The 12669-nt window shown below is 59.6% G+C and carries 10 protein-coding genes; 2 read left to right on the top strand and 8 right to left on the bottom strand.

The genetic code is table 11. The annotated features are described in order from the left end of the window. Positions 1 to 4 precede the first annotated feature (4 nt). From pilQ to N018_RS01895, 5 genes are read right to left on the bottom strand one after another with little or no spacing between them, the layout of a single operon-like run. Complete coding sequence (gene pilQ, locus N018_RS01915) at positions 5 to 2062, bottom strand: type IV pilus secretin PilQ (protein ID WP_024646244.1); 2058 nt, start codon at positions 2060 to 2062, stop codon at positions 5 to 7. A 47-nt stretch (positions 2063 to 2109) separates the two neighbouring features. Then, positions 2110 to 2637, bottom strand: a complete 528-nt coding sequence (pilP, locus tag N018_RS01910; RefSeq protein WP_024646245.1) for a type 4a pilus biogenesis lipoprotein PilP — start codon at positions 2635 to 2637, stop codon at positions 2110 to 2112. Then, positions 2634 to 3257, bottom strand: a complete 624-nt coding sequence (pilO, locus tag N018_RS01905; RefSeq protein ID WP_024646246.1) for a type 4a pilus biogenesis protein PilO — start codon at positions 3255 to 3257, stop codon at positions 2634 to 2636. Before pilO ends, pilP begins: the two co-directional genes overlap by 4 nt. After that, positions 3254 to 3829, bottom strand: coding sequence for a PilN domain-containing protein (locus N018_RS01900; RefSeq protein ID WP_024646247.1), 576 nt, complete (start codon positions 3827 to 3829; stop codon positions 3254 to 3256). The genes pilO and N018_RS01900 overlap by 4 nt, the downstream gene beginning before the upstream one ends. After that, a complete protein-coding gene (locus N018_RS01895; protein WP_024646248.1) occupies positions 3829 to 4893 on the bottom strand; it encodes a pilus assembly protein PilM in 1065 nt (354 codons plus the stop codon). The genes N018_RS01900 and N018_RS01895 overlap by 1 nt, the downstream gene beginning before the upstream one ends. 209 nt (positions 4894 to 5102) lie before the next feature. On the opposite strand from N018_RS01895, the gene N018_RS01890 reads away from it, so the two are divergent. Then, on the top strand, positions 5103 to 7544 hold the full coding sequence (locus N018_RS01890) for a penicillin-binding protein 1A (protein WP_418903500.1): 2442 nt from the start codon (positions 5103 to 5105) through the stop codon (positions 7542 to 7544). A gap of 219 nt (positions 7545 to 7763) precedes the next feature. Here the strand turns inward: N018_RS01890 and N018_RS01885 are convergent, their stop codons facing one another. The 3 genes from N018_RS01885 to rpmE all read right to left on the bottom strand — a co-directional run bounded on the left by N018_RS01885 (position 7764) and on the right by rpmE (position 10202). Then, on the bottom strand, positions 7764 to 9032 hold the full coding sequence (locus N018_RS01885) for a malic enzyme-like NAD(P)-binding protein (RefSeq protein ID WP_025388709.1): 1269 nt from the start codon (positions 9030 to 9032) through the stop codon (positions 7764 to 7766). A 120-nt stretch (positions 9033 to 9152) separates the two neighbouring features. After that, positions 9153 to 9956, bottom strand: coding sequence for a thermonuclease family protein (locus N018_RS01880; RefSeq protein WP_025388708.1), 804 nt, complete (start codon positions 9954 to 9956; stop codon positions 9153 to 9155). A gap of 18 nt (positions 9957 to 9974) precedes the next feature. After that, positions 9975 to 10202, bottom strand: coding sequence for a 50S ribosomal protein L31 (gene rpmE, locus N018_RS01875; RefSeq protein WP_007248065.1), 228 nt, complete (start codon positions 10200 to 10202; stop codon positions 9975 to 9977). Between the two features lie 166 nt (positions 10203 to 10368). On the opposite strand from rpmE, the gene N018_RS01870 reads away from it, so the two are divergent. After that, the gene (locus N018_RS01870; protein WP_024646252.1) at positions 10369 to 12588 is read left to right on the top strand and encodes a primosomal protein N'; all 2220 of its coding nucleotides are present in this window, start codon (positions 10369 to 10371) and stop codon (positions 12586 to 12588) included. Positions 12589 to 12669: the final 81 nt, after the last annotated feature.

Below are 12669 nucleotides of genomic sequence, written 5' to 3'. Positions count from 1 at the left end.
AAAATCAACGACTCACAGAAATCGCCTGGTTGTTCATGATACGCGGAGTCAAAAATACCAACAGCTCGGATTTGGACTCGGATACCACATCGCGCCTGAAAAGCCGGCCAAGATACGGTACATCGCCAAGAAATGGCACTTTATCCACACTTTTACTTTGCGTATTCGAGAACACACCACCAATCACGATGGTTTCACCGTCGGAAATCAGCACTTTGGCGTTGACTTCGTTTTTCTTTATCGGCGGCACACCCAGCACCGCATTCACGTAGTCGGGCTCATCCTTGGTGACCTTGACCTCCATGATGATGCGGTTGTCGGGCGTGATCTGCGGGGTGACTTCAAGCGACAGGGACGCTTCCTTGAAGCTGACCGTGGTGGCGCCGCTGGAGCTGGATTCCTGATACGGAACCTCGGTGCCCTTGAGGATCTTGGCGGTCTCCTTGTCGGACGTGACCACCTTGGGCTGGGAGACGATTTCACCGTTGCCGGTCTTTTCCATCGCAGTCAGCTCAAGGTCAAGCATCGTATTGTTGGTCAGGAAGCCAAGGCCGATTCCAGAGGTGGCGTTGGCAGCCCCCATATCGACAAACGTTGAGTTGTTGCGGCCCGTCGACCAGTTGCTGTCACCGCTGGTATTGCTCGCGCCACCCCAGCGCACCCCCAGCTCTTTGTCGTAATCGACGTTGGCCTCAACGATGCGCGCTTCGATCATCACCTGACGTACTGGAATATCCAGCTGCGAAACGATGCGCCGCAGCTCGTCGAGACGGTCCTGGGTCTGGTAGGCAATGATGTTGTTGGTCCGGTCATCGACCGTGATGGAGCCACGCTCGTCAGTCTTGGACTCGGCACTGGTCACCGACTGGAACAGCTTGGCGATGTCAGCAGCCTTGGCGTAGTTGACCTGCAACAGCTCGCGACGCAACGGCGCCAGCTCGGCAATCTGCTTGAGCGATTCCAGTTCCTGACGTTCGCGGGCGGCAATTTCATCGGCCGGAGCGACCAGCAGGACGCTGCCTATCTTGCGCTTGTCCAGCCCCTTGGTTTTCAGCACCAGATCCAGCGCCTGATCCCAGGGCACATTTTGCAGGCGCAAGGTGATGCCGCCCTGAACCGTGTCACTGGCGACCAGGTTGAGGTTGGTGAAGTCGGCGATCAGTTGCAGCACAGAGCGGACATCAATGTCCTGGAAATTCAGCGAAAGCTTTTCGCCGGTGTACACCGGTTTGTCGGCAGCACGCCGGTCCATGTCTTCGTGGGTCAGCGGACGCACACTGATGGTCAGCTTGTTTTCGGTCTGAAACGCCGAATAGTCGAATGCGCCCGAAGGCTCGATCAGAATGCTCGCTTTGTCGCCTGCGGCCGAAGCACTGACGAACTGCACCGGCGTTGCGAAGTCCTTGACGTCGAGCCGGACGCGCAACGGCTCGGGCAGCATTGTCTTGGCGAAGTCCACGCGAATTTTGCCGCCCTGCTCCTGAATGTCAGGCGCAATGTTGGCGTTGCTCAGGTCGATGACCACGTTGCCTTCGCCCAACTCGCCGCGCTGAAAGTCGATATTCCTGATGGCCTTGGCACCGGCAGGTACAAAGGGTCTGGCGGAAGCAGGCGTGGGCGGTGGCACTGCCACTCGGGATGCGCCCAGCGCGGTGCTTGGCTGGGAAGCCTGCGCCGCAGTTGCGCCCTGACCAATGACCACGAACAGATTGTTACCGTCGACCCGCGAGCTATAAGGCGACAGCGTCGTCAGGTTGATGATCACCCGCGTACGATCCTGAGCCTGCACCACGACAACGCTGCGCGCGTTGCCAGTGCCCAGTTCACGACTCTTGGTCGCCAGTTGGCTGGTGACACCCGGCAGGTCCAGCGCGATACGCGCAGGTTGCGCAGTGGTGTAGCCACGCGGGACTGGCACCGGTGCGTCGAACGACAGCTTGAGTTCGATACGGTCACCCGGCAACGCGGCGACATCCAGGGTTTTGAGGGTGGCAGCCTGGACAACCGGAGACAGCATCGCGATGCATAACGACGCGCCGATAATCGAGAGAATCCGGGTCATGATCAATTTCCGTTGAGCGCTACTGTGCATACTTGGCCTTGCCCACTTCATGAGCGTTCCTTGAGCTGGATGGTGCGCGGCCTTTCCAGCCAGGCCCCCTCACCGTCAGGAACAATTTCGATGACATCGACCTGCGCATCGCCGACCGACACAACCCGTCCGTTATTGCGGCCCAGGTAATCTCCCACCTTGACGCGATGAACGCCCCCTGCCCCGCGCAACAGGGCGAACGTACCCGAACCATTGCCAATCGTGCCGACCATTTCGAACGACTCGATGTTGAACCCTTCAAGGAACTGCCTGACCCGGTTTTCATCCGGAGCCACCAGCCGCGTGCCCTTCTGCCGATTCAGCAGGTCAATCTTGACCGGCGGCTGAAACGGGCTTCGCAGGGCCGCGGCATTATAGGTAAATGCTTCATACGGCCGAAATTTCGGCAGGGGCTCGATCGTGCCACTCGGACGGGCCTTGGCCTGATCCATGAACGCAGTCAGGTCGGCGAAATCATTGTCGTTGCCACAACCTGCCAGCCCGGCCAGAACCATACTGACGCACAACAATCGCGCCGCCCTCATTTCTTCAGCCCTTCATCGTTGTAGCGGTAGGTCTTGGCCAGAATGCTCATGCGCAACTTGGTCGGGACCTTGGGATCGACCGGCTTGATCTCGAAATCATGCAACGTGACGATGCGCGGCAGGCTGGCGACACCACTGACAAAAGTCGCTAGATCGTGATAGCCGCCGACCACCGTGATCTGTATCGGCAGCTCGATATAGAACTGCTGGACCGCCTCGGGCAACAGCTTGATCTCTTCGAACTCAAGGCCGCTTCCAAGGCCAGTGCGGGTAATGTCCTCAAGCAGCCCAGGCACTTCGGTGTCGCTGGGCAGTTGCCGCAGCAGCGCACCAAAGGTGTTTTCCATCTCTTCCATCTGCTTCTTGTAAGGCTCCAGGTTGGCGGCCTGGAATGCCTTGTTGGAATACTGCTCCCTGAGGGTCATTTCGCCGGCCTGCGCACTGTCGAGCTGGGTCTCCAGATCCTGAATGAAGAAAAAGTAGCCCAGCGCAAAGATCAGTATCGCCACCAGCAGCCCGGCAATCGCCTTGACCGCCGCTGGCCAGGAGCCGAGGTTGTTCAGATCCAGCTCGCTCACATCGATCTTGCGAAGCCCGTCCATCCATTCGGACATGTTCATGGCTTGGCTCCTTCGGCAGCGACAACCGGAGGCTGGGTCTGACGCACGGTCAACTGAAACACGTTGGCCTGATCCACAGCACCGGCAGTGGTGGCCTTGACCTCGGTCAGGCTTGGCGCTTCCAGCCAGTCCGAGGCTTCAAGGTTGCGCATCAGGTCCGAAACCCGGTTGTTGGATTCAGCAGCACCGTTGATGGCAATCAGCTTGTTGGTCATTTTGACCTGCGAGTAATAAACGCCATCCGGCAGGGTGCGCGCCAATTGATCGAACACCCGTCCCGTGACCGGACGGTTGCCTTGCAGGTCCTGGATGATTTTCATGCGCTCCAGTAATTGCTTGCGGCGCGCCTTGAGGTCGCTGATCTCTTTGATGCGGATATCCAGCTGGGCGATCTGCGTCTGCAGAAACGCATTACGCGCCATCTGATGCTCAATGGCGTTGCTGACGTAGCGATCGATCAGAAACAGGATGCTGACCGACACCACCAGCACGCCGACCAATGCCGTCAGAAAACGTTTTTTACGTTCTTCGCGAAGCTCTTCACGCCACGGTAATAAGTTGATCCGTGCCATCAGTCGAAGCTCCTCAACGCCAGACCGCACGCGATCATCAGGGCCGGTGCATCACTGGCCAGTGCTCCTGCATTGACCTTGGCGCTCAAGGCCATGTCGGCAAACGGGTTGGCGACCATGGTCGGCGTGCCGATGCGTCGCTGGATCAGATGCTCCAGTCCGGAAATAGAAGCCGTACCGCCTGCCAGCATGATGTGATCCACCGAGTTGTATTGCCCGGCCGCAAAAAAGAACTGCAACGAGCGTGAGACCTGTTGCACCAGCGCATCCTTGAAAGGCTCGAGCACTTCGCTGACATAATCGTCAGGCAGCCCGCCCTGTTTCTTGGCGAGCCCGGCCTCTTCCATGGACAAGCCATAGCGACGCTGGATCTCGTCAGTCAGTTGGCGACCGCCGAACAGTTGCTCGCGGGTATAGATGATCCGGCCATGGTGCAGCACGCTCAGGGTAGTCATGGTGGCGCCGATATCGACCACCGCAACGGTCAGTTCGTCGTGACCGTTACCCAGTTGCGCAGCCAGCAGGCCAAATGAGCGCTCCAGTGCATAGGCCTCAACGTCCACGACGCGCGCCGTCAGCCCGGCCAGCGCCAGTGCAGCTTCGCGTACTTCGACGTTTTCCTTGCGGCAAGCCGCCAGCAGGACCTCGACACGCTCGGGGTTGCGAACCGAGTAGCCCTGCACTTCAAAATCGATGGCGACTTCTTCAAGTGGATAGGGAATGTACTGATCAGCTTCGAGCTTGAGCTGGTTTTCCATATCGTCGTCGGAAAGACCGGCGTCCATCTCGATGGTTTTGGTGATCACCGCAGAACCGGCCACTGCCACCGCCACAATCTTGACGCTGGTCTTGGCCTTTACCAGCACGCGAGACAACGCCTGGCCAACCCCTTCGAGTTCGGCAATATTCTTTTCGACGACAGCGTTGGCCGGTAACGGCTCGACTGCGTAGGACTCGACCTTGTAACGGGTGCCGGAACGACTCAATTCAAGGAGTTTTACCGAGGTGGAGCTAATATCGATCCCTAGAAGGGTATTGGCCTTCTTGTTGAAGAGTCCGAACACAACGTGATTCCTATGAGTTACCGCCACTTACGGAGTTATTTCGGGTCAACGCCACTGCCAACATTCCTGACAGTAGCGCAAATCACGCTTGGGGACGAAAAATGCTTATAATGCACAGCGTTTTTTTCGTTTAACAAAGCTTCAAGGCATGTTCATTTGTAAATGCCTGCGCTTAACCCATTATTTTTCCTGGAAATCCAAAAGCCTTGATACGCCTGCTGAAGTTTTTGTGGTGGTCCCTCGTCGCGGTCTTCTGCTCGCTGTTACTCGGCCTGAGCGGCGCGTTTCTCTACTTGAGTCCGACCCTGCCATCCGTTGAGGCGCTGCGAAGCATCCAACTGCAAATTCCCCTGCGCGTGTTCAGCAGCGACGGCAAGCTGATTGCCGAATTTGGCGAAATGCGCCGCACGCCGATTCGCTTTGCCGAAATCCCGCCCAACTTCATCAATGCACTGCTATCAGCCGAAGATGACAATTTCGCCAATCACTACGGTGTCGATCCAGGCAGCCTGATGCGCGCCGCCTCGCAACTGGTCAAGAGCGGCCACATTCAATCGGGCGGCAGTACCATCACCATGCAGGTCGCGAAGAACTTTTTCCTGACCAGCGAAAGAAGCTTTTCACGCAAAACCACCGAGATCCTTCTTGCCTTGCAAATCGAGCGCCAACTCACCAAGGACGAGATTCTCGAGCTGTACGTAAACAAGATTTATCTGGGTAACCGGGCCTACGGTATCGAGGCAGCGGCGCAAGTCTACTATGGCAAATCGATTCGCGATGTAAGCCTTGCGCAAATGGCCATGATTGCCGGTCTGCCCAAGGCACCTTCACGCTTCAACCCGTTGGCCAACCCGACCCGCGCCAAGGAACGTCGTGACTGGATCCTCGGACGCATGTACCGCCTGGGCAAGATCGATCAGACGGCCTACCAGGCTGCACTGAACGAGCCACTCAACGCCAGCTACCACGTCCCTACGCCGGAAGTGAATGCACCGTACATCGCTGAAATGGCGCGTGCGGAAATGGTCGGCCGTTATGGCAGCGAGGCCTATACAGAGGGCTTCCGCGTCACTACCACGGTGCCGAGCGACTTGCAGGAGCACGCCAACAAGGCTATCCAGCAGGGCCTGATCGACTACGACCAGCGTCATGGCTATCGCGGGCCGGAAAGCCGTTTTGCTGGCATGACCCGCGCCAACTGGGTACAGGAACTCACCAAGCAGCGTACGATCAACGGCCTTGAGCCTGCCATCGTGATCCAGGTCGACAAGACCGGGTTGCGCGTGTTGACCCGTAACGGCGAGAAGGAAGAAAACGTCGACTGGGCCACCATGAAATGGGCGCGTCCTTACCTGAATACCAACAGCCTGGGCGCCAATCCCAAGCAGCCGGGCGACGTTGCAAAGGTCGGTGATCTGGTTCGCTTGCTGCGTCAGGACGATGGCTCGCTGAAATTCAGTCAAATTCCCGTCGCGCAAAGCGCACTGGTTTCGCTTGACCCGCAGAATGGCGCCATTCGGGCACTGGTGGGCGGATTCGCGTTCGAGCAGAGCAACTACAACCGGGCCATGCAGGCCAAGCGTCAGCCGGGTTCAAGCTTCAAGCCGTTCATCTACAGTGCCGCACTCGACAACGGCTACACCGCTTCAAGCCTGGTGAACGACGCCCCTATCGTGTTCGTCGACGAATATCTGGACAAGGTATGGCGTCCGAAAAACGACACCAACACGTTCCTCGGCCCGATCCGCCTGCGAGAAGCGCTGTACAAGTCGCGTAACCTGGTGTCCATCCGTCTGCTTCAGGCACTGGGCATCGACAGCACCATCGATTACATCACCCGCTTCGGCTTCTCGAAACAGGACCTGCCGCGCAACCTGTCGCTGGCCCTGGGTACGGCAACACTGACCCCGATGGAAATCGCGACCGGTTGGGCGACCTTTGCCAACGGCGGCTATAAGGTCAGTCCTTATCTGATCCAGACCATCGAGAACCGTGACGGCCAGACGCTGTTCGTCGCCAACCCGCCAAGCGTTCCGGCCAACGACGTCAAAACTGCGCCGAATACGTCGACCTTTGCCGTACACGACACCCCGAGCGTGGCCACCACTGCACCGGGCACGCCCGCTGAACCGCAAGCGCCTGCCTTTGCAGAGCGCATCGTGGATGGCCGCACGACGTACATTCTGAACAGCATGCTGCAGGACGTGATCAAGCGCGGCACGGGGCGTCGCGCGCTGTCCATGAATCGCCCGGACATTGCAGGCAAGACCGGTACGACCAACGACTCCAAGGATGCGTGGTTCTCCGGCTACAACGCGGACTACGTCACAACGGTATGGAGCGGTTTCGACCAACCCGAGAGCCTTGGGCGTCATGAGTTTGGCGGTACGGTTTCGTTGCCGATCTGGATGGACTACATGAGCGCTGCGCTCAAGGACAAGCCGCCGCACCAGCAGGCAGAACCGGATGGCATCCTCAGCCTGCGGGTTGACCCATTGAGCGGTCGCGCGGCAACGCCGAGCACGCCGAATGCGTTCTTTGAGCTATTCAAGAGCGAAGACACGCCACCTAGCGTCAACGAACTGGGCGGCAGCAGCGCCCCTGGCAGCCCACTGCCAGCAGACGAGTCTGCGCCTATCGATCTGTTCTGATACACAGATGCGTGACGCCGGGCGACGCTTCGCTTGCTCGCGAAGAGGCCAGTGGTGACTGAACCTATCGTGCCGACGCTCCGCATCGGTACGTAGTTCTGGACGCTCTGCGTCAGGTCTTGATTGACGGAGCCAGAGCGAGAGGTGTGCGGCGACCAGCCAAACCCCGGACATAAAAAAACCCCTGCATCGCTGCAGGGGTTTTTTATTGCTGCGTGATCAGCCGTTGAACACGTCGTCCACGCTGGTCAGCGGGTAATGCTTCGGATACGGCAGGGTGGCAACGCCACTTTCAATGGCAGCCTTGGCGACCGCGTCGGCGATCAGGCCCAGCAGGCGGGTGTCCATTGGCTTCGGGATGATGTACTCACGACCGAATTCCAGTTTGATGCCGCCGTAGGCGTCGCAGACTTCCTGAGGCACCGGCAGCTTGGCCAGTTCACGCAGGGCGTTTGCCGCAGCGATTTTCATTTCTTCGTTGATGCGCTTGGCGCGAACGTCCAGAGCTCCACGGAAGATGAACGGGAAGCCCAGCACATTGTTGACCTGGTTCGGGTAGTCCGAACGACCAGTCGCCATGATCACGTCGCTGCGGGTAGCGTGAGCCAGTTCCGGGGAAATTTCCGGATCAGGGTTCGAGCAGGCAAACACGATCGGGTCCTTGGCCATCAGCTTGAGGTTTTCGGCGCTCAGCAGCTTCGGACCGGAAAGGCCAACGAACACATCGGCACCGTCCAGCGCGTCGGTCAGCGAGCGCTTTTCGGTCGCGTGCGCAAAAACTGCCTTGTACTGGTTCAGATCGGTACGGCCGGAGTGGATCACACCGGTACGGTCGACCATAAAGATATTTTCGATCTTCGCGCCCATGCTCACCAGCAGCTTCATGCACGAGATGGCAGCAGCGCCAGCGCCCAGGCAGACGATCTTCGCGGTATCGAGGGTTTTGCCGACGATTTCCAGCGCGTTTATCATACCGGCTGCGGTCACGATAGCGGTGCCGTGCTGGTCATCGTGGAAAACCGGGATGTCGCACTGTTCGATCAGCGCTTTCTCGATTTCAAAGCACTCAGGTGCCTTGATGTCTTCCAGGTTGATGCCACCGAAGGTGATGGAGATACGCTTGACGGTGTCGATGAAGGCCTGCGGGCTCTCGGAGTCGACTTCGATATCGAAAACGTCGATACCGGCGAAACGCTTGAACAGAACCCCTTTACCTTCCATGACTGGCTTGGAAGCCAATGGACCCAGATCGCCGAGGCCGAGAATCGCGGTGCCATCGGAAATAACTGCTACCAGATTGCCTTTGCCGGTGTACTTGTAAGCCAGCTCAGGGTCACGGGCGATTTCACGCACGGGTTCAGCAACGCCAGGGCTGTAGGCCAGAGCCAGGTCACGAGCGGTTGCGGTCGGCTTGGTGAGTTCGACGCTCAGCTTCCCCGGACGAGGATTGGCATGATATTCGAGCGCGGCAGTTTTCAGATCTGACATGTATTGGATTCCGCTTTTTTTACTGTGGGACAGACGGACCGCCGAGGATACGCAAGATGCCTGGTCCTAACAAGACTGACCAGTCACTGCTGTCAAGAGGCGCGGGGTTAGACTTTACGCTTATATAGCGGACAGGCCCAGCATCGCAGGGTGCGTCAACGGCAGCAGCCAGCGTGGCTGCCCGGGCTTCAGGCCACCGCGCCGGGAGCGATCCACCACCCAGCCGCGCGCTTCGATTTTCCGGCCCTTGAGGCGTTCGAGCATCGCCATGTCAAAGCCGGACATCTTGTCAGGCGCAATGCGTAGCACAAGAGAGCCCTTCAACTCGATCCAGACGCCGCCGCGGTTGCGCTGCACGCTCTTGACCTGACCAGACACCAAGGCAAAGCCGCTTTTATCGAGGGTGTCTGACGCTTGCACAGGTGAGCTGCGCCATAGACCCAGCCTGGCCTGACGCGCCTGGAGTTCTGCACTTTGCTGACAATCGACCAGCGCGACGTTGGGCGCGACCGCTACCAGATAGCCCAGACCTTCGCTGAGCAATTGCGCTTCGAGGTTGGCACCGTCACGCCCGTAGAGGTTGGCCAGCGTGCGGCCGTAATGGTCCTTGCCCTGCTGACCCACGCGCAGACTGACCTGACCGCCGCTGGCGTCCACCAGTGCTTGCAGCCTGCGCTTGGCAGCTTCAGCGAAAGGCTCGGCAGACTGGCCCTTTTTGCCGGTTTCAGGTGTGTTCAGCCCGATCATCCGCACACTACGGCCATCGGACAAACGCAGCGTGTCGCCGTCGACAACCCGCTGTACCTGCACAACAGGCAAGGAGGCTGGCGCGGGGCAGAATGCCTGTGCGCCGGACAGCCAAATTGCGGACATAAAAAAGACGCCCACAAGGGGCGTCTTTTCAAGCAGCCTGGAAATGCCCAAGGGGCAGCCAGCTCAGCTTCAGTCTTGCTTCGCTTTGGTTGCGCCGAACGCACCGAAACGGGATTTGAACTTGTCGACACGGCCGCCAACGTCAAGCATCTTCTGCTTGCCGGTGTAGAACGGGTGGCACTCGTTGCACACGTCCAGGCTCAAAGGGCCGGTCAGAGTGGAACGGGTTTTGATGACATTGCCGCAGCTGCAGGTCGCGTCAATGGCTTCGTAAACTGGATGGATATCAGCTTTCATCGGTACTTCCTCGGTCTAACGCGCCGCCACCCAACACAATTGTTGAATACCGCACGGAAATAGGCTGCGGATAGTACCAGACAATTGCACCGATGCAAGCGAACCTTCACACCGGCCGTCTGCTAAGATCGCGCCTTCGCCACTCTTCATCACAGGGAAATACCGCGTGCCCGACGCCATCCTGCGCCTTGCCCTGCCCTCGCCGCTTCGCCGCCTGTTCGACTACCGCGCCCCTGCCGGTGTGTTGCGCAGCGCCTTGCAGCCCGGCATGCGCCTGCGGGTGCCATTCGGGCGCCGGGAGATGGTCGGCATTCTGGTGGAGGTGGTCGATCACAGCGAAGTGCCTGCCGAAAAGCTCAAACCCGCCATCGCCCTGCTCGACAGCGAAGCGCCGCTGCCGCCCGCGCTGTTCAAGCTGTGCCTGTGGACGTCGCAGTATTATCAGCACAGCCTGGGTGACACGCTGAGCTGGGCCTTGCCGGTGCTGCTGCGTCAGGGCGAACTGGCCGAGAGCCGCCAGGAACGCTTCTGGCACGTGACCGAGAATGCCAGCGTCGACGACCCGCGTATCGCCCGCGCCCCCAAACAGCGTGAAGCCCTGACCACCCTCGCCCAGCATCCACACGGCGTGGCGCATCAGTTGCTCAGTAAGCTGATGCTTAATAAAGACAGCCTCAACCTGCTGCTGGCCAAAGAGCTGGTGTATGTGGAGGTTCGCAGCCATGCCCCCAGTGCTCGCCATGAGCATTGGCTGGCGCAACCGGAACTGCCACTCAATACCGAGCAACGGGCCGCCTACGAGGCAATTCGTGCCGGGTTCGACAGTTTTCACGCGTTTTTGCTGGCCGGCGTAACAGGCAGCGGCAAGACCGAGGTCTACTTGCAACTGATCCGCGAAACGCTGGAGGCCGGCAAACAGGCGCTGGTGCTGATTCCGGAAATCAACCTCGGGCCGCAAACCCTGGCGCGCTTCGAACAACGCTTCAATGCCCGCATTGCCTTGGTGCATTCCGCAGTAAACGACCGTGAACGACTGGACGCCTGGCTGGCCGCCCGAGATGGCGAGGCCGACATTATTATCGGTACGCGCTCGGCACTGTTCACGCCGATGAAGAACCCCGGTCTGATCATCATCGACGAAGAACACGACGGCTCCTATAAACAGCAGGAAGGTCTGCGTTACCACGCCCGCGACCTGGCATTGGTGAGGGCCCGTCAGGAAAACATCCCAATCGTGCTCGGCTCGGCCACGCCGTCTCTGGAAAGTCTGCACAACGCCTACACCGGACGCTACGGTCTGCTGCGCCTGAACCAGCGCGCAGGCGGCGCGCAACAGCCACGCTTCATGCGTCTGGATGTCAAAAGCAGACCGCTCGACAGCGGGATTTCCGGGCCGATGCAACAGGCCATCGGTCAGACGCTTGCAGCGGGCCAGCAGGTGCTGGTGTTTCTCAACCGCCGCGGCTTTGCACCGACGTTGTTGTGCCACGATTGCGGCTGGATGTCCGGCTGCCAGCGCTGCGACGCGCGCATGACGGTGCACCAGCGTTCCGGCGAACTGCGTTGCCACCACTGCGGCTATGTTGAACGCGTACCGCGCCAGTGCCCGTCGTGCGGAAAAGTGGATTTACGCCCCGTCGGCGCGGGCACCGAGCGCGCCGAAGAGCGGCTGGGAATCATGTTCCCGGACTTCCCGGTACTGCGCGTCGATCGCGACAGCACCTCGCGCAAGGACGCCATGAACCAACTGTTCGCAACCATCCAGCGCGGTCAGCCGTGCATTCTGGTCGGCACCCAGATGCTCGCCAAGGGCCATCACTTTCCAAGGGTGACGCTGGTGTCGATTCTCGACGCCGACGGCGGCCTGTTTTCCGGCGACTTCCGGGCCAGCGAGCGCATGGCACAGTTGATCGTGCAGGTCGCCGGGCGCGCAGGGCGGGCAGAAGAGCCGGGCAAAGTCATCATCCAGACCCATCTGGCCGACCATCCGCTGTTGATTCAGCTCACCGAACAGGGGTATTTCGCGTTCGCCGAGCAGGCCTTGAGCGAGCGCCGCTCGGCCGGTTTGCCGCCGTTTTCGCACCTGGCACTGCTGCGCGCCGAAGCCCACAAGCCTGGTCAGGCTGAAGCCTTCCTTGATCAGGCGTGCAGCGAGGCCGAACAGCTTCTGGCGCAGATGAGCCTGGGTGGCATAGAGCTGCTGGGCCCGGTTCCAGCGCCCATGGAGCGCCGCGCCGGGCGCTATCGCGCGCAGTTACTGGTGCAGTCCAGCGCGCGTGCGCCGCTGCACAAATTGCTCAGCACCTGGCTGCTGGCGCTGGAGCAAATGCCCAGCGGCCGACAGGTTCGATGGTCGCTGGATGTCGACCCGGTGGATCTTTATTAGGTCACGCCGTTGGCAAGCAGGCTCCGGCAACGGATAATGCGGAGTTTTTCCACCCGCGCATCCAGGCGCCACCGCGCTTGC

The sequence above is a fragment of the Pseudomonas syringae CC1557 genome (genome assembly GCF_000452705.1).
GTDB classification, from domain to species: domain Bacteria; phylum Pseudomonadota; class Gammaproteobacteria; order Pseudomonadales; family Pseudomonadaceae; genus Aquipseudomonas; species Aquipseudomonas syringae_F.
This window is presented reverse-complemented; position numbering and strand designations above follow the sequence as displayed.

Bases quoted from the DNA above. Each gene is read 5' to 3' on its own strand.
- pilQ (WP_024646244.1), bottom strand. From the start codon at position 2,062: ATGACCCGGATTCTCTCGATTATCGGCGCGTCGTTATGCATCGCGATG.
- pilP (WP_024646245.1), bottom strand. From the start codon at position 2,637: ATGAGGGCGGCGCGATTGTTGTGCGTCAGTATGGTTCTGGCCGGGCTG.
- pilO (WP_024646246.1), bottom strand. From the start codon at position 3,257: ATGAACATGTCCGAATGGATGGACGGGCTTCGCAAGATCGATGTGAGC.
- N018_RS01900 (WP_024646247.1), bottom strand. From the start codon at position 3,829: ATGGCACGGATCAACTTATTACCGTGGCGTGAAGAGCTTCGCGAAGAA.
- N018_RS01885 (WP_025388709.1), bottom strand. From the start codon at position 9,032: ATGTCAGATCTGAAAACTGCCGCGCTCGAATATCATGCCAATCCTCGT.
- rpmE (WP_007248065.1), bottom strand. From the start codon at position 10,202: ATGAAAGCTGATATCCATCCAGTTTACGAAGCCATTGACGCGACCTGC.